Source organism: Kaistia algarum, assembly GCF_026343945.1.
Lineage (GTDB): Bacteria > Pseudomonadota > Alphaproteobacteria > Rhizobiales > Kaistiaceae > Kaistia > Kaistia algarum.
The window spans coordinates 693631-718094 of sequence record NZ_JAPKNJ010000001.1; the positions used below are offsets into that span (position 1 = coordinate 693631).

Consider the following 24464-nt stretch of genomic DNA (forward strand, 5'->3'; position numbering starts at 1 on the left):
GCGTTATTCCTGTTTTCCAAGTTCCAGCAGGCCGAGCGCGGTGGTCTCGTCGGTGATCAGGATGCCGACGAAATGGCCCTTGAGCGCGGCATGGATCGCCTGCACCTTCTGCAGCCCGCCCGCGGCAGCCACGACCTTCTCCGCCTTCGACAGCGCCGCGAGCTTCACGCCGATCACCCGGTCATGCAGCGGCAGGTCGAGGACCTCGCCCTTCTCGTTGAGGAACTGGCAGAGAATGTCGCCGACCGCGCCCTTGCGGCGGAGCGGCTCGATTTCGTCCGGCGTCACATAGCCCGACCGCACGACCGTCGACGTCGCCGAGAGTTCACCAATGCCGACGAGCTGAAACGAGGCGTTCAGCGCCATGTCGAGCAGATTGGCGACGGCCGGCTCGAGGGACAGGTTCTGCGCGACGGCCGGATCGCGGACGACGAGCGGCGCCGGGACGAGATGGACGCTGCTGCCCCAATTGGCCGTGCGCATGCCGTCGACGTAGGTGCCGACGCCGCCGGTCAGGCTGACGAGCCCGATATTGCGCTCATTGGCGAGATGGCCGAGGCGCTGGATCGCATTGCTGACCGTCGCGCCCCAGCCGACGGCGAGTAGATCGTCCGGCTGCAACCTCTGCATCAGGAACTGCGCCGCCGCCTGGCCAAGCCGATCGCTGGCGCTCTGGCCCGGCAGTTCCGGCACGACATAGGCTTCCAGAAGGCCGTAGCGGCTCTGGATCTCGCGCTCCAGCGACAGGCAGCCCTGATAGCGGGAATTGATCCGGACCTGGATGATGCCCGAGCGACGGCCGCTTTCGAGCAGTCGCGACACCTTGATGCGCGACATGTTCAGCTTTTCGCCGATCTCGTTCTGCGTCAGGCCATCATTGTAATAGTACCAGGCGATGCGCGTGAGGATTTCCTCATCGGCCTCCGCATAGCTCCAGTCGCCGGTTTCCGAACCCATTCTGCGCCCGATCCCTCGTGTGGCTTGATCAAATGAATATCGCAAAGACATTTGATCCGTCAATGCCCGGATGATCCCTACCATACCCATATCCATGGAATGCTGGATTTCTCTATAAATCTCAGCATTGCGCTGCAGCATATGGAGGGAGTCGAGATCAACCCTGTCGTGAGCATATTGACGACCCTCAATCGTTGTGATCACATGATAGGAACGAATAACATATGAACAGGTGAGGAATGAGCGCGGAACCAGCGGCCACGACAGCCGCCTTGCTCACCGACATTTGGAAATCCTACGGCGCCGCGCCCGTCCTCAAGGGCGTGTCGCTGCGGCTCGCACGTGGCGAGGTCCATGCCCTGCTCGGCGGCAATGGCGCCGGCAAGTCGACGCTCATGAAAATTCTCTCCGGACTGATCGCGGCCAATTCCGGCTCGGTCGAAATCCATGGCCGGCCGCTGACGCAGGCGTCGCCGGCGCTGGCCCAGCAGCTCGGCCTCTATCTCGTTCCGCAGGAAGCGCATATCCTCGGCAACCAGTCGGTGCTGGAGAATATCTGCCTCGGGCTCAAAGCCTCGCCGCGCTCGCTGCGCCGCCGCGTCGAGCAACTCGTTGCCGAGCTCTCCGTGACGCTGGACCTCGATGCCCAGGCGGCGACGCTCGAAATCGCCGAGCGCCAGGTGGTCGAAATCCTGCGCGGATTGATCCGCGAGGCGCGCGTGCTGATCCTGGACGAGCCGACCTCGGCGCTGACGCCGTTCGAGGTCCGTGCCCTGTTCGAGCGCGTTCGCAAGCTGCAGTCGCAGGATGTCGGCATCTTCTTCATTTCGCATAAGCTGCGCGAGATCCGAGAGATCTGCGGCACCATCAGCGTGCTACGCGACGGCGCCATCGTCCTCAGCGGTCCGCTGGGTGATTTCAGCGACGCCGAGATCATCGATGCGATGAGCCGGGTTGCGGTTCCGGCCAACCTAGTGGCGGGCGAGGCGACGCGGACCACCGCCAAGGCCGGGCCGGTTCGCCTTTCCATTCGTGGGCTCAGCGGCGAAGGCTTCCGCGATGTATCCTTCGATGTGCGGGCCGGCGAAGTGCTCGGGCTCGCGGGCGTCGTCGGCGCCGGCCGGACGGAATTGTCGGAGACGCTGTTCGGCCTCCGACCATCCAGCGGCGGATCGGTGCATCTCGACGGCACCGAATTTCGCGGCCGCTCGCCGAAGCGCTGCATCGAGGCCGGGCTGGTCTACCTGCCTGAGGACCGTCAGCAGAACGGGCTCTTTCTCGAGGCGCCCCTCTATTGGAACACCTCGTCCTATCTTACGCACCGACTGCCGTTCCTTCTGCGTCCGCGGCAGGAGCGCAGCCTTTTTGGCGAGTTCCAGCGCAGCCTCGGCATACGCTGCACCGGCGCCGGCCAGGCCGCCAAGGCGCTCTCGGGCGGCAATCAGCAGAAGGTGCTGATGTCAAAGTGCCTTTCCGCCAAGCCCAAGGTGCTCATTCTCGACGAGCCTACACGGGGCGTCGACGTCGCCGCCCGCAATGACATTTACGGCCTCATCCGCCAGCTCGCCGCCGACGGTGTCGCGGTCGTGCTGATCTCCTCCGATTTCGACGAGATCGAGCTTCTGGCCGACCGCGTCTGCGTCATGGCCTTTGGCCGGCTCGGCGGGGAACTCACCCACGACATCAGCGTCGACGCCATTGCGCGCCTCGCCTTCGGCGCCGCGGAGACCCCTCATGCTTAGTCTCGTCGCGCGCCACCGCGCCATCGTGCTCGTCCTGGTCATGGCGATTGCCTGCATGGCGATCGGCCTTGCCGCGCCCGGCTATCTATCGCTCGCCACCGCCTCGGTTATCCTCTCCAACAGCCTCGTGCTGCTGATGATCTCGCTCGGCACCATGCTGGTGATCCTGACGCGCAACATCGACGTGTCGAGCGGCTCGATCCTCGGCCTCAGCGCGGCGGTGCTCGGCCTTGCCATGAACGCCGGCGTCAGCCTGCCGCTCGCCATCGCGCTCTGCCTGCTCACCGGGTTGGCGGCGGGGGCACTCAATGGTGCGCTGGTCGCGCTGCTGGGGATTCCCTCGATCGTGGCGACGCTGGGCACGCTCGGGCTCTATCGCGGCATCATGCTGATCGCGACCGGCGGCCGCTGGATCGAGGATCTGCCACAGGAATTGAAGGCGCTCGCGGGCGGCCTCGACTTCGGCGTCTCGCTGCTGGCGTTGGTGACGCTTGCCATTCTGGCGCTCGCCTGGATCTTCCTGCGACAGTCGCAGTTCGGCCGCTATTTCTACGCCGTCGGCGACAATCGCGAGGCGGCGCGCCATCTCGGCGTGCCGGTACGGCGAGTGCAGTTCCTCGCCTTCGTCGCGGCGGGCGCCTGCGCCTCGGTGGCCGGCATCATCTTCGCCGCCCAGATCGGCTTCATCCCCAACCAAGCGGGCAACGGCGTCGAACTCAAGGCCATCGCCGTCAATGTGCTGGGCGGCGTCAGCCTGCTCGGCGGCACCGGTTCGGTCGCGGGGGTCTTCACCGCGGCGATCTTCCTGACCTCGATCGACAGCGCACTCGTCTTCCTGAAGATCCCCGCCTATTGGAACGACTTCATCGCCGGCGCCATCCTGCTCACCGTGCTCCTGCTCGATGGCCGTATCCGCCTCGCGATCGACCGCCGCATCCGCGCGCGCCGCTACGCCGTCCATGCCCGCACCCCGCAGCCGGAGACCCCGTCCACGCCGCGCCTTGCGGAGGCCAGCCGATGAAACACCCCCTCCTACGCTGGGAAACCGCGCTGTTCGCGATGCTGGTGGCCGAACTCGCCATCTTCGGCATCGTCAATCCGCGCTTCCTCAACGTCGCCAACCTCATCTATGGCACGTCGGATTTCGTGCAGATCGGCATCGTCGCCCTGCCGCTGACGCTGGTGATCATCGCCGGCGGCATCGACGTCTCCTTCGCGGCCTCGATCGGCTTGTGCGCGATCGTCTTCGGCGTCTCGAATTTCTTCGGGATTCCCCTTCCCGTCTCGATCGGCCTGGCGCTGATCGCCGGCGCGCTGGCCGGGCTGCTCAATGCGACTGTCGTGCATCTCTCCAAGATCCAGCCCTTGGTCGTGACGCTCGGCAGCCTCTACCTCTTCCAGGGCGGGGCGACCGTGCTTTCCGGCATGGTCGGCGCGGGCGGCTATGAGGGGATCGGCAATTTCCCGGAGGGCTTCACCGCCTTCGGCTATGCCGAATTTCTCGGCCTGCCGGCGCCGCTCGCCATCTTTCTGGCGCTTGCCGCCGTGCTCGTCGTGCTGCTGCATTTCACCCGCTTCGGCCGGATGGTGTTTCTTGTCGGCCAGTCCGAAGAGGCGGCGCGCTATTCGGGCCTCCCGGTCGTGCGGGTCCAGACCATCACCTATGTCGTCACGGGCCTCTGCGCCGCGATCGCCGGCCTCGTCATGTCGGCCTATTTCGGCTCGGCCCGTGTCGATCTCGGCGCCGCGACGCTGCTGCCGGCTGTCACGGCGGCCGTTCTCGGTGGCGCCTCCATCTATGGCGGCCAGGGCTCCATCGTCGGGACGCTGCTTGCCACCTTTGTCATCGGCTACCTGCAGCAAGGGCTGCAGGCGAGCGGAGTTCCCAGCCAGATTTCCAGCGCACTTTCGGGAGGTTTGCTGGTTGTGGCGGTCGCATTGCGCCACGGAAGCGCAGTGCTGGCCGATTTCATCGCTGTCGCCCGGCAGAAGAGAAATGCCCGGTCCACGGCATCTTGAGGAGGAAACGAGAATGACCAAGAAAATGCTGAAATCCGCCATGATGGCGGCAACCATCCTGGCCGGCACTATGCTCGCCGCCGGCTCGGCCAGCGCCGAATCGCAGATTGCCTTCATTCCCAAGCTGGTCGGTGTCGGCTTCTTCACCAGCGGCGGCGCCGGCGCGGTCAAGGCCGGCGAGGAACTCGGCGCGAAGGTGACCTATGACGGCCCGACCGAGCCCAGCGTTTCGGCTCAGGTCCAGTTCATCAACAACTATGTGAACCAGGGCTACAACGCGATCGTCATCTCCTCGGTCTCGCCCGACGGCCTCTGCCCGGCGCTGAAGCGTGCCAAGGAGCGCGGTGTGCTAGTGATGACATGGGACAGCGACGTCAATCCGGATTGCCGCAGCTATTATATCAACCAGGGAACCCCGGATCAGCTCGGCGGCCTGCTTGTCGACATGGCGGCGAAGGACGTCACCAAGGAGAAGGCCAAGATCGCCTTCTTCTATTCGAGCCCGACCGTGACCGACCAGAACGCCTGGGCGGAAGCTGCGAAGAAGAAGATCGCCGCCGAACATCCGGGCTGGGAGATCGTCACCACCCAATATGGCTATAATGACGCGCAGAAGTCGCTGCAGACGGCCGAAAGCATCCTGCAGACCTATCCCGACCTCGACGCGATCATCGCCCCCGACGCCAACGCCCTGCCGGCAGCGGCCCAGGCGGCGGAGAATTTGAAGCGCGCCGACAGCGTCACCATCGTCGGATTCTCGACGCCCAACGTCATGCGCCCCTATGTCGAGCGCGGCACGATCAAGCAGTTCGGCCTCTGGGACGTGACGCAGCAGGGCAAGATCTCGGTCTATGTCGCAGATCACGTCCTGAAGAACGGTCCGATGAAGGTCGGCGACAAGCTGGAGATCCCCGGTGTCGGCACCGTGACCGTCTCGCCTAACAGCGTCCAGGGCTATGACTACGAGGCTGACGGCAACGGCATCGTGCTGCTGCCCGAACGCACCGTGTTCACCAAGGAGAATATCGGCAACTTCAATTTCTGATAGTTTCCGACCCGAAACAGGGGGCGGCCCGCGCGGGGCCGCCCCGTCTTCGTATCAAGACGACGGATCGACCTTCATGCAGAGCCGCTGGAACAGCCAAGACGCCGACCGCTTCATCCAGGACGCCGTCGGGGCCGGCTGGAGCGAAGCCCTCGGGCTTCGCATCTATACGTCGCGTCTCATCGGCCAGGATCCCGATCTCGTCCTGCATGGCGGCGGCAATACTTCGGTCAAGGTCGATAGCGGCGGCGAAGCCATCCTGCACGTCAAGGGCAGCGGCTGGGATCTCGACACGATCGAGGCGCCGGGCCTGCCCGCTGTCCGCATCGCGCCACTGCTTCCCGCCCGCTCCGGCGGCAAGCTTTCCGATCCGGAGATGGTGGCGCTGCTGCGCGCCAACCTTCTCGACCCGACCTCGCCCAATCCGTCGGTCGAGGCGCTGCTGCACGCCTACCTGCCCTTCAATTTCGTCGATCATACTCACGCGACGGCCATCCTCGCGCTCGCCAACCAGGCCGACATGCGCGAGACGGTCGCGCGGATCTATGGCTCCCGCCTCGCTTATGTTCCTTATGTCATGCCGGGCTTCGACCTCTCGATCGAGGGCGACCGCATATTTCGCGAGAACCCCGATTGCGAGGGCCTCTGGCTGGAAAACCACGGCCTCTTCACCTTCGCGGCGACGGCGAAGGCTTCCTATGAGTTGATGATCGAATTCGTCACGCTGGCGGAGGCGGAACTCGCCCGCGCGGGCGCCACGCCGGATGGACCGCAGGCTAGCGACCGCGACAGCGATGCCGGACTTCTCGAGCGGCTGGGCTCGGCGCTGTCGCAGGGCGGCTCGCCCTTCGCCAAGGGACTGGCGATGGATTTTCGATCGACGCCGGCAATCCGCCGCCACGCGGCCAAGGCCGATGCTGGCGAAATTGTCTCGCGCGGCACGGTCACGCCGGATCATGTCATCCGCATCAAGCCATTTCCGCTCGTCATCCCGGCCGGCGCGACTTCCGCCGAGATCGACCAGGCGCTGGCCGGATATATCGAGCGCTACACCGACTATTTCGAACGCAACGCGGCGCGCGCGAGCGAGCCGAAAACGATGCTCGACGCCTATCCGCGCGCGGTGCTCGTTCTCGGCGAAGGCGTGATCGGGCTCGGCGCAAACGCCAAGGCGGCCCGGATCGCGGCGGACCTCTTGGAGCAATCGGCGCGGGTGATGAACAGCGCCGAAGCCTATGGCCGCTTCAAGCCGATCTCGGAGGCTGACCTGTTCGACATGGAATATTGGTCGCTGGAACAGGCGAAGCTGAAGGTGGCTTTGTCCGGCTGAAGTCTTTCCTTTCCGCACCGAACAGCCAGCGCGGAAAGGAAGGAAGGATCGACCCGATCAGCGGATCGAATTCACCACATCCATGAAGCGGGCGACGCGGCCGGCTTCGACGGCGTTCCACGTATTGCCGTCGACCTTGAAATGGGTGCCGATCACGACGCCGCTCGCGACCGAGAATATGTCGCGGATATTGTCGATATTGACGCCGGTATTGGCGAATACCGGTACGTCCTTCACCGTCTCGGCGACGCTGCGCAGATGTGACTGGTCGGCCGGCTGCCCGGTCAGCGGACCGGAGACGAGGATCGCGTCGGCGAGCGACGAGAACACCGCGCTCTTCGCCCGCAATTCGATCGGCCGCTGGTCGAGCGAATGGGCGAATTCGGCATTGATGTTGAAGAGCAGCTTCATGTCGCTTCGGCCGAGGTCGCGGCGAAGGCGCAGCGCCTCGGCGGCATCCGGCTCCCAGAGGCCCATGTCCGAGGCGAACAGGCCGGTGAAGATCTCGCGCACGAAGCTTGCGCCCGTGACCGCGCCGATCGAGACGCTGGCGGCCGGATCCCAGAGATAGTTGACGCCGAACGGCACCTTCAGCGACGGCTTCACCGCCTGCACGATGGCCGACATCGCGGCGATCGAGGCGGGCGTTCCCTTGAACACATAGGGACGGTCATTCTCGTTGCCGAACATGATGGCATCGACGCCGCCGGCCTGCAGCTTCTCGACATCGGCGAGGACGCCCTCGATCAGTTTGTCGAGGCCGCCATCGGCATCATAGAGCGGCGCGCCGGGCAGCGCACCGATATGGGCCATGGCGATGACGACCTTCTTCTTCTCGCCGAAACACTCGAAAACCATCGGAACGACTCCTCTTGGGGACGAAAGCATGCGCCACGCAGGCGGGACCGGGGCTACAGAAGCGCTGCATCGTTCCGCGCCCATGAGACAATCCGGGCAGCAACGGGCATCCGGCGCCGGACCTTATTCTCCCGCCTCGTAGCGCAGATGGCAAACAATTTCAAACATACAAATCGCCGATTTGTGCGTTTCTGTTGATATGACGAGACTGACGATGGCCGCACCGGGCGAACCCCGCCGCCTCCACCCGACGGCGGGGCGCAATTGTGAGCTGGTAGGTCGTGAGTATGTGCGAATGACATTCGCGCAGGACCGCATGATTCCGGATTCCCAGTCCGGACGAATGCCGCCTCCCGACCCTCGATCTTATCGCTTGCAATGTTCGAATTTGTCCTTTTACTATCCAGCGCTTGCCGCGAAGGCCTGCCTTGTGAATGGCAGCGGAAAGCAAGATTGCCCCAGCGTGCCGGATCGCGCCGAGGCGAGCGACCAGAGGAACATTAATGTCGTCCATTGAGCTCGATCGCGTCACCAAGCTCTATGCCAACGGCGCCTATGGCGTTCGCGACGTTGATCTGAAGATCGAGGACGGCGAGTTCATGATCTTCCTTGGGCCCTCGGGCTGCGGGAAATCCACGACGCTTCGCATGATCGCCGGGCTTGAGAGCATCAGCTCGGGCGATCTCAAGATCGGCGGGCGCAGCGTCACCAACATGGCGCCGCGTGATCGCAACATCGCCGTCGTGTTCCAGTCCTATGCGCTCTACCCGCACATGACCGTGCGCCAGAACATGGGCTTCGGGCTGAAGATGCGCGGCGTCGCGGCCAGCGAAATCGGCGAGAAGATCCAGGGAGCGGCCACTCTTCTCGGCCTCACACCCTATCTCGACCGCAAGCCCGCCGCACTTTCCGGCGGCCAGCGCCAGCGCGTCGCGCTCGGGCGCGCCATCGTCCGCGATCCTGTCGCCTTCCTTCTCGACGAGCCGCTATCGAACCTCGACGCCCAACTCCGCGCCGAAATGCGGCTGGAACTGGTCAAGCTGCATCGCCGGCTCGGCCGCACCATCGTCCATGTGACGCATGACCAGGTCGAGGCCATGACCATGGGCGACCGGATCTGCATCATGCGCGACGGCCGCATGATCCAGGTCGGCAAGCCGCTCGAAGTCTACGCCGACCCGGTAGACACCTTCGTCGCGCGTTTTCTCGCGACCCCGCCGATGAACCTGATCCCAGCGCGCCTGAAGGGCGATACCGAGGGTGGCCTTTCCGTGGTCGCCGACGGCCTCGCCGTCGACGTGCCGGACATGCATCGCGCCGCCTATGCTCCAGAGGCCGGGCGCGATGTGATCTGCGGCATCCGGCCGGAGGATCTGCACGAGGACGCCCAGCCAGGCCGGCAGAAACTGGACGTCACCGTCGTCGCGCTGGAAGCGCTCGGCGTCGAGAACATCCTGATCGGCCAGATCGGCCGCGAAAAGCCGGTGGAGATTTCCGCGCGGCTCAGCCGGCACTTCACCGCGCCGGTCGGGGCCAAGGTGACGCTGTATGTCGATGCGCGGCCGATGCATCTGTTCGATCCGGAGACGACCAGGGCGCTGCCGCGGCCGCGCCTCGGCCCGCTGGCAAATTGAGGTGAGGAGGCAGCCATGAGGCGCATCGGACTTCACCTCGGCCTTCTCATCGTTTGCGCCGTCATCCTCTTGCCGGTGCTCTGGGTGGTCAGGACGAGCTTCCTGCCCGAATCGATGTCCTATTCGTCCGATCTGCTGCCGGCGGTGACGCTCGATAATTATACCGAGCTCTTCACCTCGACGCGCTATGGCCAATCCTATCTGAACAGCCTGATCGTCGCGATCGGCTCGGTCATCGTGGCGCTGCCCTTCGCGGCGATGACTGGCTATGCCTTCGCGCGGTTCAAGACCAGTGGCCGGGGAGGCCGTTTCGCCGTTCTGGCGACTCAGATGCTGCCGCCGGTCGCCATCGTGCTGCCAACCTTCGCGCTGTTCCGGATGCTCGGGCTCACCAATTCGCTGACCGGGCTGATCATCGTCTACTCCGCCATCAACCTGCCCTTCCTGATCTGGATCCTCATGGGCTTCTTCGAAGGCATCCCGGTCGATCTGGAATGGGCCGCGATGACGGACGGGGCCACTGCCTGGGGCGCGTTCTGGCGCATCGTCGTGCCGGTATCGCTGCCGGGCCTCGCGGCGGCGGGCGTGCTCGGCTTCATCCTGACGTGGAACGAGTTCCTGTTCGCGCTGGTGCTGAGCGGGCCGAAGACTGCGACGGTTCCGGTCGCCCTCGCCTCGCTTCAAACGTCCAATGGTGTCCAGATAGCCAAGGTTTCCGCCGGCGTGGTGCTCGCCGTCCTGCCGCTGGTCGTCGCCTCGCGCTTCATCCAGCGTTTCATCGTGCAGGGCCTCACTTTCGGCAGCGTGAAGTGATCCCGCCATGCCGTCCGGCATGAGCCAGTCAAGCGGGCTGAAAAAGACCCGTCCAAGAAGGAACAGGAGAACGACATGAAGATGAAGCATGCCCTGACGATGGCCCTGCTCGGTGCGACCATGCTCGCGACCGCGCATCCGGCCCTAGCGGACACGATCACGCTCCGCGCTCTGATGGAAGACGTCCCCGAAACCAAGATCATCGAGGGATTGCTGCCGGAATTCGAGAAGGAAACCGGCATCAAGGTCGAGTTCGAGAAGATCGGCTATGGCGACATGCACGACAAGCTGGTCGCCCAGCTCGTCTCGCCGGAAAGCTACTACAACGTCCTCGAAGTCGACTTCCTGTGGGCCGGCGAGTTTCCGGCCGCGGGCTGGCTGGCCGACCTCAAGCCGTTCGTCGAAGCGTCGGGCTATGATCTGAAGCCGTTCATCCCCTCGATGCTCGACCTGCTCGGCCAGACGGCCGATCAGCTGCCGCTGATCCCCATGTATAACTACTCCATGGGTCTCATCTACCGGACGGACCTCCTGTCTGATCCGAAGCTCGCCGCCGCCTTCAAGGCAGAGACGGGCGCGGAACTGGCGCTGCCGACGACGCTGGAGGACTATGTCCGCCTGTCGAAGTTCATGAAGGCGAATGCCGGTGTCGCCGGTGCGGCGATGCAGGGCCAGCGCGGCGATCCGAACTCGATGGAGTTCTCCAATTACCTGTTCTCGGCCGGCGGCGAATATCTTGGCGCGGACCGCAAGGTGGCGCTCGACAGCCCGGCTGGCGTGAAGGCGCTCAGCCTTTATGCCGACAATGTCCAGAACGGCGCGCAGCAGGGCGCGCTGTCGGCGACGCTCGACGACACGATGCGGCTGATGTGCAGCGGCCAGGCCTTCAGCATGGTCACCTATTGGTGGATGCTGCCGCAGATCGACAATGCCGAGAAGTGCCCGGCAGTCGCCGGCAAGGTGGCGCTCTCCGTGATGCCAGGCGGGCATGGCGAGAGCGGCGGCTGGGGCTGGGGCATTCCGAAGAACACGTCGGAAGAATCCCAGAAGGCAGCCTGGACCTTCATCCAGTGGGTGCAGAGCCAGAAGGTGTCGGTCCAGCGCGCGCTCGAAGGCCACGCTCCGGTGCGCAGCGACGTCTACACCGATGCTGCCGTGCTGAAGAAGTACCCCTTCTACGGTACCGGCCTCGACGTGGTTGCCTCCGGCAAGTCGTTCCCGATCTTCGCCTATTCGGCGCAGTATGAGGACGTGCTCGGCGCGCAGCTCTCGCTCGCCGCCGGCGGCCAGGCCAAGCCCGAAGAGGCGCTGAAGGCGGCGGCCGACGGCCTCGGCCAGTTGCTGGCGAAGTAAACCGGAACTGCCACGCCCAAGGTGCGCCGTCCCAAGGCGGCGCACCCAATGTCTCCCACGACGATCAGTAGGAAAGCCCAGCGATGCACCGTTTTGCATTCGCCGATCGCGACTGGCGCAATGGCTGGGCGTTCGCCCTTCCGGGTCTCCTGACGCTCGCCGTCGTGATGGGTTTCCCGCTCGTCTATGCGATGCTGATCTCGATCTCGTCGCTGACGCTGCTGAAGCCGATGCTTCAGCCTTTTGTCGGCTTCAAGAACTTCGCCGTCGTGATGAGCGACCCGCTGTTCTGGGGTGCGCTCTGGCTGACGATCAAATATTCGGTCGTCACCGTGCTCGGCGAATTCGTCATCGGGCTCGCGATTGCGCTGATGCTGAACCGCACGGTGAAGATGAAGCCGGTCTATTTCGCCGTGCTCACCATCCCGATGGCGATGTCGCCGGTGAGCGTGGCGCTGATCTGGCGCATGCTGCTGCAGCCCAATCTCGGCATCGCCAACCAGCTCATGGAAACGTTTGGCCTGCCGCGCATCGACTGGCTCGGCTCGGCCGACCTGGCGCTGTGGACGATGGCGGGAATCGACATCTGGCAGCAGACTTCGTTCGTCGTGCTGATCCTCGCCGCCGGGCTCGCCGCCCTGCCGCGCGATCCCTACGAGGCCGCCGAAGTCGACGGCGCCAACCCGCTGCAGCAGTTCTGGTACATCACGCTGCCCATGCTGCGCCCGGTCGCGGCGATCGCCGTCATAATCCAGCTCATCAACGAATTCCGTACCTATGACCTGCCCTATGTGCTGACCAAGGGCGGGCCGGGGACGTCGACGGAAGTCTTGAGCTTCTTCGCCTATCGGCGGGCTTTCCTGGGATTGTCGCTCAATGAGGGTGCCGCCGCGGCTTTCGTGCTGCTCTTGATCATCCTCGGCCTGACGATCGCCTTCTTCGCAAGCCTCGAACGGCAGCGCTGACGGCGGCTCCGGGCCGCGCCTTCGCGACGGGCCTCAGCCGCAGATCGTCACATGAACGCCGGCACGGTCGAGCGCGGCCGCCAGGTCGGGCGGGGGAGCGTGGTCGGTGACCAGATGATCGATCCGCTCCAGCGTCGCGACATTGGCGAAGGCCTTGACGTTGAACTTGCTCTGGTCGGCGACGACGATGGTGCGCTTTGCGACGTCGACCATGCCGGAGGTGTGGGCAGCCTCGTCGAGCTTGGTCATCGATACACCGGTGGCCGAGATGCCGGTGCAGCCGAGAATGGCGGTATCGACATTGATGCCGGCGACGGGCGAAAAGCCGATCGTGCCAATCGTCACCTGAAACTGCGGCCAATAGGTGCCGCCAAGGATATGGATCGCCTGCACTGCGCTCTCGGGAACCGCAGGCGGGACGCGAAGATTGTTGGTGACGACGGTCAGATTGCGCCGGTCGCCGAGGGCCGACGCGAAATGATAGACCGTCGATCCGCCATTGATGATCAGCGTCTCGCCATCGCGAACGAGGGTTGCCGCGGTCTCGCCGATCCGTCGCTTGGCGTCGACATGCTCGTCCATGCGGCGGCCGAGCGTCGAATCCAACCGTACCAGACGATCATTGTTGACGGCGCCGCCATGGGTGCGCACCAACAGGCCGCGCCGCTCCAGCAGGTCGAGATCGCGGCGGATCGTGTCGCGCGAAACGTCGAAGAGATCGACCAGTTCGTTGACGGTCGCCTGTCCATGTTCCTGCAGCGTCTCGATCAGACGATTATGGCGCAGGGCCGGGAGCGCGCCACGGCCGGAAGCCGCATCGTCCTCGCCATGTGGTTGTCGTCCGCGCTTGCTCATTATCTCTCTAAAGCACGAGGCTCGCGGCGCCGACAAGGCCTGCATGGCCGCCGAGCTTCGCGGAGACGATGGGAATGTCGCGATAGGCGGACATGGCGCGCAACCGGACCGTTCGCTCCATCTCCGGCCGTAGCAGGTCCAGCAGCTGCGAAACGCCCCCGCCGAGCACCACCACCTCCGGCGAATAGAGATGCAGCAAATTCACGATGCCGACGCCGAGCCAGCGGGCCTCCTGCTCCAGGAGCGCCAGCGCACCCGCATCACCGGCACGAGCCGCCTCGCCGACATGGCGGGCCGTGACCGGCCCGGTACCGGCCATCGCGCGCAGCATCGGCGAACCGCCGGACGCCGCCAGCCTCTCGCCCTCGCGTCCCAGTGCCGTACCCGAGGCAAGCGCCTCCCAGCAGCCGAGCGCGCCGCAGGCGCAGCGCTCCGTGCCCTCCGCGATCGTCATATGGCCGATCTCGCCCGCCAGGCCACGCCGGCCGTGCAACAGGCGACCATCGGCGATGATGCCCCCACCGATGCCGGTCGAGATCGTCGCAAACACCATCGACTGGGTGCCGACACCGGCGCCGAACCGCCATTCGCCGAGCGCGGCGACATTGGCATCATTTTCGAGCTGGACTTCCACGCCAAGCCGCTCGCGCAGGCGCGCGGCCAGCGGCACGTCGTGCCAGCCGGCGAGCGTCGGCGGAGCGATCGCGATTCCGGCGTTCGAATCGAGCGGGCCCGGCGCGCCGACGCCCAGTCCTACCGACCGGGCGTCCGGCCGAGCCTCCCGTATGATTTCGACCAGGCGCACAAGCTCGCCGATCACGGCGTCCGGTCCGCCGGCGGCGTTCGTGGGAGAGCGCGCCTCGACCAGAACCTGGCCATCGGCGCCGACGAGACCCGCCCGTGTTTCCGTGCCGCCGAGATCGATGGCAAGCGCCGTGCGCATGTCAGGCGGCCGGACCGGGAAGGCCGTGCAGCCAGGCGATGCGGGCGGCGAGATCGGGATCGCCAAAGGCGAGCGATCCCAGAACCACGGTCTCGGCGCCGCCCGCGCGCAACTTCGGAACGGTCTCGGCGCGAATGCCGCCATCGGCGGCCAGCACGACCGCGCCCTCGCGGCCGGCGGCCCGGAGAATCGTCCGCGCCGCCTGAAGCCGCGGGATCGCCTGTTCGGAGAGGCCCTGCCCCTTGACGCCGATTGCCGTACCCAACAGCGTCACGAACGAGACCTGACCGACCCAAGGCTCGATCGCCTCGACCGGCGTTTCGAGGCGCAGCACGATCCCGGCCTCGCAGCCGAGCGAACGGATCAGTTCGATCGCTTCGGCGACGATCGGGCCGTTCTCGGCATGAATCGTGATCAGATCGGCTCCGGCGGCCGCGAACTGGCGGATCTGGTCAAGAACGATATCGCCCTCGACCATCAGATGAACATGCAACGGCCTTGCCGTCAGTGCGCGAACACGGGCCAATTGGTCCGGGAAAAAGAGAAAGGATGGCGCGAAGCGTCCGTCGGCGACATCGGCGTGCAGGATATCGGCATGGGCCTCGATCCGCGCCAGATCCCGCTCGAGGTTAGCGAGATCAGCCGACCAGAGCGAGAATTCAGCGATGAGCCGGTCCTTGGGCAGGGCGGCGAGCCAGCCTTTCAGGGCGGTCCGGGGCGCGGTCATGACAGGGGCTCCATGGCAGGAATGACTAGGGTCAGGAAGGATTGAACGGCGGAACGGAACTCGGCCGTGTGGCGGGCCTTGTCCGTCGCCTTGGGGGTGATCTCGACGAGGGTCGCGCCCGCAATGCGCGAGGCAAGGTCCTGCGCATAGGCGAGCGGATGGGCGATGTCGATGCCGTGGCCGATGACCAGCGTCGGCACGGCGATCGCCGCGATGTCAGCATCCGAAATGCCGGGGCCGTCGGCGGCGATGTCGGCAAGCAGGTCTGCGGTCAGCTTGGCATCGGGCCTGTCGAAGAAGCCGAGCAGCGAGGCGAGATTGTCCGGCGCCTCGCGCTTCAGCCTTTCGCCGATCGGCGATGCGGCGAAGGCGGCACGCGCCCCCTTCGGCGGCAAACGGCGCAGCCAGCTTGCCACCTCCGCATAGGCCTGCATATTTTCGGGCGCCGGCTGCTGAACCCAGGCGGGCCGGGCGAGGATCAGCGCCGCGACCCGTTCCGGATGACGGATCGCAACGCGTAGCGCGATCGCGGCACCCATCGATATGCCCCCGACAACGAAATGGGAGATGCCGCGTGCGTCGACAGCCGCGAGGACATCGTCGGCGAACATGGCGATCGAGAAGGGCCGGATGCTGCCGGCGCAGGAGGCCCCCTGCCCGCGGCATTCGACCGTAATCCTTCGGAATTCGGGGCCATCCGGGAAATTGCCGCGCGCCTGCGCCTCGTCACCGCCAAGGCCGTGTTGGAACACCACCGGATAGCCGCTGCCGCTGTCGAAGACACGCAGCAGCGCATCGTCGCGGAGGAGGCTGGTGGTGTCCATCACCTCAGGAGACCCGACAGATAGTTAGCGACGCCGGGGGCTTCCTCGGCGGTCAGTCCATGGGTAACCAGCGGACCGTCGAAACCAGCCGCACGAAGCCGAGTGATGAAATCAGGGAAATCGACGACGCCGGTCCCCACCGTCGCGAAACTGCCGTCGAGCCGACGATCCTTGCCATGCGCCATCGAGATGCGGTCCGCGAGGGCGTCGATCGCCGCGGCGACGATGGCCCTCGCTTCGTCGCGATCCGCCTGCTCGAACAGATTGGCAGGATCGAGAATGATCCGGATCCGCTTGGAGCCCATGGCGCCGATCAGCCGCAGCGAGTCAGAAGCCGAGGTGATGACGTTGGCCTGTTCCGGCTCGATGCCGAGGTCGACGCCAGCCGCCTCCGCCAGCGCGACGGCTTTTTCCATTTCGGTAAATAGGTCCGACCAGGCTTCCGGCGTGGCATTGTCAGGATGGTGGTGCCACATGTCCTCGGCATCGCGCGACCCGGTGCAGAGCGTGACGAGCGGCACCCCCAGATCGCGCGCCGCATTGATCATGACGCCGAGCTGCCGCAGACCGGTTGCCCGCACCGCCGGATCCGGATGGATCATGTTGTAGGTGCCGGAAAGCGCCGAGATCTCGACGCCGCTGGATTGGCGAGCCGCGGCGATCTCCGCGATCGCCGATGCCGGGATTTCATCCGGCATGGCGGGTAGATCGACGCAGGTCATGTTGAACTGCGTGCATTCGTAGCCAGCTGCGCGAACCGCAGCCATCATTTCGCCAGCGTTGTTGCCGGGAAAAATCTTGGCGAAAATACCGAGACGCATCAAACCTCTCCTGCAAATTCAGCGACGCGCACGCTTTCACCGGTCCGCACCGACTCGGCAATCGCCGCCATGGCCCGCACCGAGGCGAGGCCGTCTTCGATGTCGGCACCGCGCATCGGCACGCCGTCCAGAATGGTTTCGGCAAAACCTTCGACCTGACGCCGGAAAAAATGCCCGTCGGCCCCAAGGGGCCGACGGTAGGTGGCATCAACCTCGGAGAAGATCTCGACGTCGCTGGCGCGGAAATACCAGGGGTTATAGGTCTTTGCGATCACGCTGCCCTTTTCGCCATAGAGCTGGAAGCCTTCGAACCAGTCCATGCGCACGGCAACGGTCAGGTCGAGATGGCCGAGCACGCCATTCTCGAACGCCGTCTCGACGAACCAGCAATAGGCACCGAAGCGCTCGGACCGCCGGGCGCACACCTCGGTGATCGGCCCGCACAAGAAGCGCGCCGTATCGACGAGATGGCTGCCATGGGCCAGCATGTAGTAGCGACCGAGATCGGACTTCGGATCGACGCTGGGCTTCTTCGCGAACTTCGAGGAGATCGGCTTCGGCTGCACCGCATCGGTCATCGTGTAGCGATGCGTGCTATCGCAATACCAGGCCTTGAGCGCCAGGAGCTGGCCCATGCCGTCGTCGATAAAATCGCGTGCCGCCTCAAGGCCAGGGTCGAAGCGTTTCATATGGCCGACCTGAAGCACGAGGCCGGTCTTCTTGACGAGATCGCGCAGCGCCAGAACCTCGGCGACATTCGTGCCAAGCGGCTTTTCGCAAAGCACATGCTTGCCCGCTTCGAGCGCGCGGATCGCCATCGGCACATGGAATGTGTCGGAGATGGCGACGATGACGGCCTCGACCTGCGGATCGGCGAGCATCGCGTCATAGTCGGAATAGGTTTTTTCCGGCTCATAGGTCGCCGCCATGCGCGCGAGCAGGTCGGGCGCGGCATCACAGATCGCGTAGAGGTCGGCATTCGCCGCTTTCACGCAGGATTCGAGATGCGCGAACTGCGCGATCGGGCCGCAACCCAAGACGCCAATCCTGAGCCGCCGCGCTTCCTTCTTGATCATCGTCTACGCCCTTCAGCGTTCATGCGTTGAGCCTTACGGCACCCATTTCCGCAGCGTCTCGCGATTGCGGGCGACAGCCGCCGCCGGGTCGGAGGCGGCCGTCTGCGATTCTTCCTCGACCACCAGCCAGCCGTTGAAATTCGGCGCGGCGGAGACGCTCTCGATCACGGCATCGGTCGGGCATACGCCTTCGCCGAGCATCGCCCAGCGTCCTTCAGCGTCGACATCCTTCAGATGCAGATAACGGATGCGGTCAAGATAGGTCTTCAGCGTATCCAGGATGTCCTGATCTCCGCGCAGGATATGGCCGGTATCCGGCACCCAGCCTATGGCGGCGGGATCGGTCAGCGCCATGATGCGATCATAGTCGGGGCGCGTCGAAAGCAGCGTGCCGTGATGCGAGCTCGGATGGAAGGCGACATCGACGCCGGCACGGCGACCCAGCTCGCCGGCGGCATTGTATAACGCCGCCGCGGCTTCGAACTTGGCCGACAATTCGCCGGGCGACATGACCGTGGCGCTGCCGAGCGAAAGAAGGGCACGCGGAAATGCGGCGACGAAATCGAGCGTCCGCTCGACCATCTCCAGATCCTCCGCGACTGCGGCGGGCTCGGTGAAGCCGGACGCCGAGCCGCAGGCAAAGGCGACGAGCGCAAGCCCATGCGCCGCGAGCGCCTCAGCGAAGGCGGCAGGACGGCCGGCATAGTCGCCGATCATGGTGTCGGTGATTTCGATGCCCGAATAGCCGGCAGCCGAAATCGCTGCCAGGAGATCGTCGGCGCCCCCCGTCCAGCGCGGCCCCAGCATTTCCCAGGTAAAGGTCTGACAGCCGGCCCGAATGGTCATTGCACGCTCTCTTCCTCCCGCGAGGCTCTTGCCGGCCCCGATCCTTGCGGCCCTAGTTGCGCCAGTTCGCGCGCAATGGTCAAGCATATATGCGCATAAACACGCATGAATTTGCGACCATGATCCTCTCCCTATCCTGGGAGAGCTCGCAAGCCATCCATGCGACCGAGCCTGGCCCTCCAACATTCCGCCAAATCCCGCCATTTCCGGACCATTCAATGCCCCGACCACCATGCCGGCAAGTAGAATCTCAATGCTGCACATGCGGTGCATTCGACAATATTTCTGCCGCAATGCAGCAACGCAAATGCGAGATTGCAGCACAATAACGCAAAATAACGCGCGATAGATTGACAGCATCGGAACGTCGCCGCATAAAGCAGAGGCGAGCGGAGGAGAATGGCTCGCATGTTCAAGAAAACATGGCTTCCAGCCCGGCAATCTTCGCGTTTTCGCCGAGATCGGGTGGGGTCGCTGCCATAAACGCATCCGCGACCGGGCCAAAGGCGCCGAACCGCGATGCCGAGGGAAGGAGGATAAGCTTCATGCGTATTTCCATGGGTTGGCTGCTCGGCGCGAGCCTTGCAGCCCTGTCGGTCGCCGGACCGGCCAATGCCGAAGGCGAGAAGGTCGCTGCCGTCATCAAGGGTCTCGACAACCCCTTCTTCCAGACCATGCAGAAGGGCATCGAAGACAAAGCCAAGGAACTTGGCGTCTCGCTGACCGTCCAGGCGGCGCAGAACATGGGCGACGCGACCGGCCAGGCGGATCGCCTCTCCGCACTCGCCCTGCAGGATTTCAGCTGCTACATCGTCAATCCGATCAGCGTTTCGAACCTCGTTCAGGCGCTGGTGCCGGTCGGCCAGAAGAAGACGCCGATCATCAACATCGACAGCCAGGTCGACACCGAGCAGGCCAAGGCGGCCGGCTTCTCCGTCACGACCTATGTCGGCACCGACAATGTCGCCGCCGGGCGTCTCGCCGGCGAAGAGATGCTGAAGCTGGTGCCCGCGGGCTCCAAGGTGGCGCTCGTCGCCGGCATCGTCGGCGATCTCGGCTCGAACGCCCGCATCAAGGGCTTCAAGGAAGCGACCGAAGGCAAGCTCGAGGCGGTCGTCATGGTGTCCGCCGACTGGGACCGCGAGAAGGCCTATACGGCCGCGACCGACATTCTGCGCGCCCATCCCGATGTCGCCGGCTTCTTCGCCGCCAACGACATCATGGCGCTCGGCATCCAGCGCGCCGTGGAAGCGGCTGACAAGAAGAACGTCAAGGTCATCGGTCTCGACGGCATCGTCGATGCCATGAAGTCGGTCGAAGCCGGCGGCATGGCAGCCACCGTCGCCCAGTATCCCTATGTCGTGGGTGCCATGGGCGTCGAGGGCTGCGTCGCCGCGGCCAAGGGAGCGACGATGCCGGCCAAGGTCGACGCGCCGGTCCTCGTCGTGAACAAGGACAACGCGACGGCCTCGCTCAAGAACTTCCCGGCTCCCGGCGGCGACTATCCCGACGCCCTCCGCGACCTCCTCGCCAAATGAACACGCCGTCCCGCTCCTCCTCGGTCGGGGCGCGAAGCACAGCCGAAGGCCGCCGCCCATCTTGGGCGGCGGCTGTCCTGTCGCCGTCCTTCTGGGCGGACTGGGCTTCGGCGGTCGGGCTCATCGGGCTCGTCATCGTCTTCTCGATCCTTCAGCCCGTCTTCTTGACCCTCCCCAATATCCAGGCTCTGCTGCTCGCCGCGGCCATCCTGATCGTGCTTTCGATCGGCCAAACCTTCGTCGTGATGACCGCCGGCATCGACCTGTCGCTCGCCGCTTTGGTGATGCTGGGTGCGATCGTCCTCGGGCTCACCTACCAGGCGGGCTACGGCATCTTCCCGGCCTGCGTGCTGGCGCTCCTCGTGACAAGCGGACTCGGCTTTATCAATGGCTGGCTCATCACCGCCGGTAAGATCCCGGATTTCGTGGTCACCCTCGGTTCGCTCTCGGCCGTAACCGGCTTCGCGCTCATCCTTTCAGGCGGCAATCCGACGATGGTCGGCAGCCCGTTCCTGCTGCACCTCGCCTCCGGCTCGATCTGGATCTTCGGCTATCCGTTCCTGATCGCCGCCGCCGTCGCGATCGTCTCGCATATCGTCCTTTATCACACGCGCTTCGGCATCCATCTGATGGCGACCGGCGGTCAGCAGGAAGCTGCCCGCTCGCTCGGCATCCGCACCAACCGCATCCGCATCGCCGCCTACACGATTTCGGGCCTTTGCGGCGGCATTGCCTCAATCCTGCTCGTCGCCCGCATCGGATCCGCCGAACCGACGATCAACACCAATCTCCTGCTCAATTCAGTGGCGGCGGTCGTGCTCGGCGGCGTCAGCCTGTTCGGCGGACGCGGCAGCATTCTCGGCCCGCTGCTCGGCGCACTGATGCTGACGACGCTGGTCAACGGACTGACGCTGCTCAGCGTATCGGCCTTCTATCAACCGCTCGCGGTCGGCTTCATCGTCGTCCTCGCGGCCCTCGTCATGCGGTACCAGAAATGAGCCCTGTTCCGAGCGAGATCCCCAAGGATGCCGTGCTCTCCTGCAGCAAGCTCGGCAAGCAATTCGGTGCCGTACGCGCCCTGGCGGACGTCTCCTTTTTCGCCCGGCGCGGCGAGGTGACAGCGGTCATCGGCGACAATGGCGCCGGCAAGTCGACGCTGATCCGCTGCCTCGTCGGCGTCCACCAGCCGAGCGAAGGCACGATCCGCTTCGACGGGAAGGAGAATCCGTTCTCGACCCCCGACGAAGCGCGCAAGGCCGGCATCGAGACCGTGCACCAGAACCTCGCTCTGGTGGACGAGCTCACGGTGGCGCAGAATCTCTATCTGAACCGTGAGATCGTTCGCGGCATCGGGCCGTTCCGCTTCCTCGACCGGGGCGCGATGAAACGCGGCGCCCAGCAGATGCTGGAGCGGCTCTCGATCAACGTTCCGGCGGTGACGCAGCGCGTGCGGCGGCTTTCCGGCGGCCAGCGCCAGGCGATCTCGATCTGCAGGGCCGTGGGTGCCGGGGCCAAGCTCGTCGTCATGGACGAGCCGACGGCCGCGCTCGGCGTCCAGGAAACCGCCAATGTCGAGGCGCTGATCCGCAAGCTCAAAGACGAGAAGGTCAGCGTCATCCTGGTCAGCCATAATTTCGATCAGGTCCGACGCCTTTCGGACCAGGTCTGGGTCATGCGCGCGGGACGCGTCGTCGCCTCCGTCCGCGCCGCCGAGACCAGCGGCAACGAACTCGTCGCGCTCGTCACCGGCGCCCAATGATCCGGCGGCCGCGCCAGGCCGGCGCGGCGCTCTCCCCTTCCCCGCCCGCGGAGCTTTCCCCGTGACCATCCTGAATGTCGGCCTCATCGGCCTCGGCGAAGTCGCCCAGTCGATCCACTTGCCCGTCCTGCGCGACCAGCGCGACCGCTGGCGCGTTGCCGGCGTCTTCGACGTCTCGAAGAAGCTGGTGGACCTCGCGACGTCGCAGAATCCGCAAGCGCAGGCCTATGAGTCGGCAGAGGCGCTGATCCGCTCGCCCGGGATCGACGTCGTCTTCATCCTCTCCTCCGACGACACCCATGCCCGGTTCGTGCGCGAGGCTGTCCTTGCCGGAAAGCACATCCTGCTGGAAAAGCCCGCTTGCCTCACGGTGCGCGAGGTCGATGAGTTGCTGGCGGTCAGCGAGGGTTACAAGAAGACGCTCTTCGTCGCCTATATGCGCCGCTACGCCTCGGCCTATATCGCGGCCAAGGCCGAACTCCCGGCGCATAACGAGATCACCCATGCGCGCATCTTCGATCTCATCTCCGAGGGACGGCACTTCCTTTCGAAGAGCCAGAACATCCTCTATCCGGACGACATCGACCCGGAACTGCTGAAGAGCGGCGCGATCGCGCGGGAGACGCTGATCCGCGAGGTCGTCGGGACCGACGCCTCGCCGAGCCTGGTCCGCGCCTATCGCGGGCTGACGGCGCTTTCCTCGCATCATCTCTCGGCGATGCGCGGCCTGATCGGCGAGCCCAGGGATGTTCTCGCCGCGCATCGCACCAATGGCGGCGCCAATACGAGCGTGATGTTCGACTACGGCCATTTCGTCTGCAACTATGACGCCGTCGTCGACGATCTCGGCCTGTTCGACGCGATGATCGAGGTGCGCTCCAATACCAAGCGCGTGCGCATCATCTACGACACGCCCTATATCCGCAGCCTGCCGACCCGGCTGGAAATCACCGAGGCCAGCCCCACCGGCCCGGTCAGCCGCAGTTTCGATCCGATCTATGCCGACGCCTTCTCGAACGAACTCGTCGTCTTCCACGGCCACATCCTCAACGGGACGAAGCCGCTGACCGACCTCCAGGACTCAAGGAAGGATCTGGCGCTCATGGCCCGGGCGATCGAGAAGATGCGCGAGATCGGTGGCGCCTGAAGGCAGGCCGTTCGGGCGGCGAGCGATCGACGCTTTCGCGGCCTGCGACCTTGCGCCTATGATCACGTACCGGCCTTGCGCCGGATTGTAATCGGCGCAAAGGGGCTCCCATGTCGGCAGAATTGAAGGGCTTGGACGCATCACGTCGCGGCATGATGCTGGGCTCGGCCGCGCTCTTGTTCGCGCCGATGTGGCTCGCCGGTGTCGCGCCCGCCATAGCACGGACAGGAGGCGCAGCCAGTGTCGCGCGCGAAATCCCGGCCCACCGGCTTCCTGTCCCGGACACGATAAGCGCCGAGTTGCGTCCGGTCGTCGGCGCTCCGCTGCCGCCCGGCTGGGACGCGATACCGGGCTCCGACGAGGCCTGGCGGTCGCTCGTCAAGGCAACGAGCGAGGGCGCCGGTCCGGCTCTGGAAGCCATCCGCCAGCGGCTCGGGGTGCGCCTAGAGCGTAGCCGGATCGCCGGCGTCCCCGTCTTCATCTCGACACCGGATCCCCTGCCTAAGGCCAATCGGGATCGTCTCCTGGTGCACTTTCACGGCGGTGGCTATGTGCTTTTTCCCGGCGAGATCGGTGCGGGCGAAGGCATGCTCATGGCGGGCTATGGCCGCTTCCGTGTCATTTCGGTCGATTACCGGATGCCGCCGGATCATCCTTTTCCAGCGGCGCTCGACGACGCCCTCGCCGTCTGGAAGTCTCTCCTTGCCGAGCATGACCCGAGCCGGATGGGCATGTTCGGAACATCGGCCGGTGGCGGACTGACACTGGCGACGCTCTTGCGGGCGAAGGCCGAAAAATTGCCGCTTCCGGCGGTGATCGCCCCCGGCAGCCCATGGGTCGATCTGCAGGGCCAAGGCGATTCGATCCTCGCCAACCAGTTCACCGACAATTCGCTGGTCTCCTTCGAGGGATGGGTCGGCGCCGCGGCCAAGCTCTATGCCGGTTCGGCGGACCTTGCCGATCCGCTGATCTCGCCGATCCATGGCGACTTCGCCGGATTGCCGCCCGCGATCCTGACCTCCGGGACGCGAGACCTCCTGCTCAGCGACACTGTGCGCACGCACCGAAAGCTGCGCGAGGCCGGCATCGATGCTGCGCTGCAGGTGTTCGAGGCACAAAGCCACGCGCAGTTCCTGACGCCTTTCGTGCCAGAGACCGCGGAAGCCTTCGGCGAGATCGCCCGCTTCTTCGACAGGCACCTCGCCGCATGAC

General features: G+C 65.1%; 24 protein-coding genes. 14 read left to right on the top strand and 10 right to left on the bottom strand.

Annotation, left to right across the window (positions count from 1 at the left end; translation table 11 throughout):
* Positions 1-3: 3 nt before the first annotated feature.
* Positions 4-957 (bottom strand): sugar-binding transcriptional regulator, encoded by a 954-nt coding sequence (locus OSH05_RS03540; RefSeq protein WP_104217547.1) that lies wholly within the window; start codon positions 955-957, stop codon positions 4-6.
* Positions 958-1196: 239 nt separating this feature from the next.
* Between OSH05_RS03540 and lsrA the strand changes: the two genes are divergently transcribed.
* The 5 genes from lsrA (at position 1197) to OSH05_RS03565 (ending at position 7093) form a co-directional block, all read left to right on the top strand.
* Positions 1197-2699, top strand: a complete 1503-nt coding sequence (gene lsrA, locus OSH05_RS03545) for an autoinducer 2 ABC transporter ATP-binding protein LsrA (protein ID WP_104217546.1) — start codon at positions 1197-1199, stop codon at positions 2697-2699.
* On the top strand, positions 2692-3720 hold the full coding sequence (locus OSH05_RS03550) for an ABC transporter permease subunit (RefSeq protein WP_104217545.1): 1029 nt from the start codon (positions 2692-2694) through the stop codon (positions 3718-3720). The genes lsrA and OSH05_RS03550 overlap by 8 nt, the downstream gene beginning before the upstream one ends.
* Positions 3717-4718 (top strand): ABC transporter permease subunit, encoded by a 1002-nt coding sequence (locus OSH05_RS03555; RefSeq protein ID WP_104217544.1) that lies wholly within the window; start codon positions 3717-3719, stop codon positions 4716-4718. Before OSH05_RS03550 ends, OSH05_RS03555 begins: the two co-directional genes overlap by 4 nt.
* Positions 4719-4731: 13 nt before the next feature.
* Positions 4732-5763, top strand: a complete 1032-nt coding sequence (gene lsrB / locus OSH05_RS03560) for an autoinducer 2 ABC transporter substrate-binding protein LsrB (RefSeq protein WP_104217543.1) — start codon at positions 4732-4734, stop codon at positions 5761-5763.
* Positions 5764-5839: 76 nt separating this feature from the next.
* Positions 5840-7093, top strand: a complete 1254-nt coding sequence (locus OSH05_RS03565) for a class II aldolase (protein ID WP_104217542.1) — start codon at positions 5840-5842, stop codon at positions 7091-7093.
* A 57-nt stretch (positions 7094-7150) separates the two neighbouring features.
* Here the strand turns inward: OSH05_RS03565 and OSH05_RS03570 are convergent, their stop codons facing one another.
* Entirely contained in the window at positions 7151-7951 is an 801-nt protein-coding gene (locus tag OSH05_RS03570) for a BtpA/SgcQ family protein (protein ID WP_104217541.1), read from the bottom strand.
* A gap of 503 nt (positions 7952-8454) precedes the next feature.
* On the opposite strand from OSH05_RS03570, the gene OSH05_RS03575 reads away from it, so the two are divergent.
* The 4 genes from OSH05_RS03575 to OSH05_RS03590 all read left to right on the top strand — a co-directional run bounded on the left by OSH05_RS03575 (position 8455) and on the right by OSH05_RS03590 (position 12716).
* The gene (locus OSH05_RS03575) at positions 8455-9585 is read left to right on the top strand and encodes an ABC transporter ATP-binding protein (RefSeq protein WP_104217540.1); all 1131 of its coding nucleotides are present in this window, start codon (positions 8455-8457) and stop codon (positions 9583-9585) included.
* Positions 9586-9600: 15 nt separating this feature from the next.
* Positions 9601-10398, top strand: coding sequence for a carbohydrate ABC transporter permease (locus tag OSH05_RS03580; RefSeq protein ID WP_104217539.1), 798 nt, complete (start codon positions 9601-9603; stop codon positions 10396-10398).
* Positions 10399-10473: 75 nt separating this feature from the next.
* Complete coding sequence (locus OSH05_RS03585) at positions 10474-11751, top strand: extracellular solute-binding protein (protein ID WP_104217538.1); 1278 nt, start codon at positions 10474-10476, stop codon at positions 11749-11751.
* An 83-nt stretch (positions 11752-11834) separates the two neighbouring features.
* On the top strand, positions 11835-12716 hold the full coding sequence (locus tag OSH05_RS03590; protein ID WP_104217537.1) for a carbohydrate ABC transporter permease: 882 nt from the start codon (positions 11835-11837) through the stop codon (positions 12714-12716).
* Positions 12717-12749: 33 nt separating this feature from the next.
* Here OSH05_RS03590 and OSH05_RS03595 read toward each other — a convergent pair whose 3' ends face one another.
* From OSH05_RS03595 to OSH05_RS03630, 8 genes are all read right to left on the bottom strand, one after another.
* Positions 12750-13571, bottom strand: a complete 822-nt coding sequence (locus OSH05_RS03595; protein ID WP_165801463.1) for a DeoR/GlpR family DNA-binding transcription regulator — start codon at positions 13569-13571, stop codon at positions 12750-12752.
* Between the two features lie 7 nt (positions 13572-13578).
* On the bottom strand, positions 13579-14514 hold the full coding sequence (locus OSH05_RS03600) for an ROK family protein (protein ID WP_104217703.1): 936 nt from the start codon (positions 14512-14514) through the stop codon (positions 13579-13581).
* 1 nt (position 14515) lies between these two features.
* Positions 14516-15241, bottom strand: a complete 726-nt coding sequence (locus OSH05_RS03605; protein ID WP_104217535.1) for a ribulose-phosphate 3-epimerase — start codon at positions 15239-15241, stop codon at positions 14516-14518.
* Positions 15238-16065, bottom strand: coding sequence for an alpha/beta fold hydrolase (locus OSH05_RS03610; protein WP_104217534.1), 828 nt, complete (start codon positions 16063-16065; stop codon positions 15238-15240). The genes OSH05_RS03605 and OSH05_RS03610 overlap by 4 nt, the downstream gene beginning before the upstream one ends.
* Positions 16065-16886, bottom strand: a complete 822-nt coding sequence (locus OSH05_RS03615) for a sugar phosphate isomerase/epimerase family protein (protein WP_104217533.1) — start codon at positions 16884-16886, stop codon at positions 16065-16067. Before OSH05_RS03615 ends, OSH05_RS03610 begins: the two co-directional genes overlap by 1 nt.
* Positions 16886-17962 carry a Gfo/Idh/MocA family protein gene (locus OSH05_RS03620; protein ID WP_104217532.1) on the bottom strand — a complete coding sequence of 359 codons (1077 nt, stop codon included), beginning with the start codon at positions 17960-17962 and terminating at the stop codon, positions 16886-16888. The genes OSH05_RS03615 and OSH05_RS03620 overlap by 1 nt, the downstream gene beginning before the upstream one ends.
* A gap of 33 nt (positions 17963-17995) precedes the next feature.
* Entirely contained in the window at positions 17996-18808 is an 813-nt protein-coding gene (locus tag OSH05_RS03625) for a sugar phosphate isomerase/epimerase family protein (RefSeq protein ID WP_104217531.1), read from the bottom strand.
* A 412-nt stretch (positions 18809-19220) separates the two neighbouring features.
* Complete coding sequence (locus OSH05_RS03630; protein WP_266352040.1) at positions 19221-19355, bottom strand: hypothetical protein; 135 nt, start codon at positions 19353-19355, stop codon at positions 19221-19223.
* On the opposite strand from OSH05_RS03630, the gene OSH05_RS03635 reads away from it, so the two are divergent.
* The 5 genes from OSH05_RS03635 (at position 19354) to OSH05_RS03655 (ending at position 24463) form a co-directional block, all read left to right on the top strand.
* Positions 19354-20346, top strand: coding sequence for a sugar ABC transporter substrate-binding protein (locus tag OSH05_RS03635; RefSeq protein WP_104217530.1), 993 nt, complete (start codon positions 19354-19356; stop codon positions 20344-20346). The genes OSH05_RS03630 and OSH05_RS03635 overlap by 2 nt on opposite strands.
* Positions 20343-21344, top strand: a complete 1002-nt coding sequence (locus tag OSH05_RS03640; RefSeq protein ID WP_104217529.1) for an ABC transporter permease — start codon at positions 20343-20345, stop codon at positions 21342-21344. Before OSH05_RS03635 ends, OSH05_RS03640 begins: the two co-directional genes overlap by 4 nt.
* Positions 21341-22105 carry an ATP-binding cassette domain-containing protein gene (locus tag OSH05_RS03645; protein ID WP_104217528.1) on the top strand — a complete coding sequence of 255 codons (765 nt, stop codon included), beginning with the start codon at positions 21341-21343 and terminating at the stop codon, positions 22103-22105. Before OSH05_RS03640 ends, OSH05_RS03645 begins: the two co-directional genes overlap by 4 nt.
* A 61-nt stretch (positions 22106-22166) precedes the next feature.
* Positions 22167-23252 (top strand): Gfo/Idh/MocA family protein, encoded by a 1086-nt coding sequence (locus tag OSH05_RS03650; RefSeq protein ID WP_104217527.1) that lies wholly within the window; start codon positions 22167-22169, stop codon positions 23250-23252.
* Positions 23253-23362: 110 nt separating this feature from the next.
* Positions 23363-24463, top strand: a complete 1101-nt coding sequence (locus tag OSH05_RS03655) for an alpha/beta hydrolase (protein WP_266352041.1) — start codon at positions 23363-23365, stop codon at positions 24461-24463.
* Position 24464 lies beyond the last annotated feature (1 nt).

Bases quoted from the DNA above. Each gene is read 5' to 3' on its own strand.
- OSH05_RS03540 (WP_104217547.1), bottom strand. From the start codon at position 957: ATGGGTTCGGAAACCGGCGACTGGAGCTATGCGGAGGCCGATGAGGAA.
- lsrA (WP_104217546.1), top strand. From the start codon at position 1,197: ATGAGCGCGGAACCAGCGGCCACGACAGCCGCCTTGCTCACCGACATT.
- OSH05_RS03550 (WP_104217545.1), top strand. From the start codon at position 2,692: ATGCTTAGTCTCGTCGCGCGCCACCGCGCCATCGTGCTCGTCCTGGTC.
- OSH05_RS03555 (WP_104217544.1), top strand. From the start codon at position 3,717: ATGAAACACCCCCTCCTACGCTGGGAAACCGCGCTGTTCGCGATGCTG.
- lsrB (WP_104217543.1), top strand. From the start codon at position 4,732: ATGACCAAGAAAATGCTGAAATCCGCCATGATGGCGGCAACCATCCTG.
- OSH05_RS03565 (WP_104217542.1), top strand. From the start codon at position 5,840: ATGCAGAGCCGCTGGAACAGCCAAGACGCCGACCGCTTCATCCAGGAC.
- OSH05_RS03570 (WP_104217541.1), bottom strand. From the start codon at position 7,951: ATGGTTTTCGAGTGTTTCGGCGAGAAGAAGAAGGTCGTCATCGCCATG.
- OSH05_RS03575 (WP_104217540.1), top strand. From the start codon at position 8,455: ATGTCGTCCATTGAGCTCGATCGCGTCACCAAGCTCTATGCCAACGGC.
- OSH05_RS03580 (WP_104217539.1), top strand. From the start codon at position 9,601: ATGAGGCGCATCGGACTTCACCTCGGCCTTCTCATCGTTTGCGCCGTC.
- OSH05_RS03585 (WP_104217538.1), top strand. From the start codon at position 10,474: ATGAAGATGAAGCATGCCCTGACGATGGCCCTGCTCGGTGCGACCATG.
- OSH05_RS03590 (WP_104217537.1), top strand. From the start codon at position 11,835: ATGCACCGTTTTGCATTCGCCGATCGCGACTGGCGCAATGGCTGGGCG.
- OSH05_RS03595 (WP_165801463.1), bottom strand. From the start codon at position 13,571: ATGAGCAAGCGCGGACGACAACCACATGGCGAGGACGATGCGGCTTCC.
- OSH05_RS03600 (WP_104217703.1), bottom strand. From the start codon at position 14,514: ATGCGCACGGCGCTTGCCATCGATCTCGGCGGCACGGAAACACGGGCG.
- OSH05_RS03605 (WP_104217535.1), bottom strand. From the start codon at position 15,241: ATGACCGCGCCCCGGACCGCCCTGAAAGGCTGGCTCGCCGCCCTGCCC.
- OSH05_RS03610 (WP_104217534.1), bottom strand. From the start codon at position 16,065: ATGGACACCACCAGCCTCCTCCGCGACGATGCGCTGCTGCGTGTCTTC.
- OSH05_RS03615 (WP_104217533.1), bottom strand. From the start codon at position 16,886: ATGCGTCTCGGTATTTTCGCCAAGATTTTTCCCGGCAACAACGCTGGC.
- OSH05_RS03620 (WP_104217532.1), bottom strand. From the start codon at position 17,962: ATGATCAAGAAGGAAGCGCGGCGGCTCAGGATTGGCGTCTTGGGTTGC.
- OSH05_RS03625 (WP_104217531.1), bottom strand. From the start codon at position 18,808: ATGACCATTCGGGCCGGCTGTCAGACCTTTACCTGGGAAATGCTGGGG.
- OSH05_RS03635 (WP_104217530.1), top strand. From the start codon at position 19,354: ATGCGTATTTCCATGGGTTGGCTGCTCGGCGCGAGCCTTGCAGCCCTG.
- OSH05_RS03630 (WP_266352040.1), bottom strand. From the start codon at position 19,355: ATGAAGCTTATCCTCCTTCCCTCGGCATCGCGGTTCGGCGCCTTTGGC.
- OSH05_RS03640 (WP_104217529.1), top strand. From the start codon at position 20,343: ATGAACACGCCGTCCCGCTCCTCCTCGGTCGGGGCGCGAAGCACAGCC.
- OSH05_RS03645 (WP_104217528.1), top strand. From the start codon at position 21,341: ATGAGCCCTGTTCCGAGCGAGATCCCCAAGGATGCCGTGCTCTCCTGC.
- OSH05_RS03655 (WP_266352041.1), top strand. From the start codon at position 23,363: ATGTCGGCAGAATTGAAGGGCTTGGACGCATCACGTCGCGGCATGATG.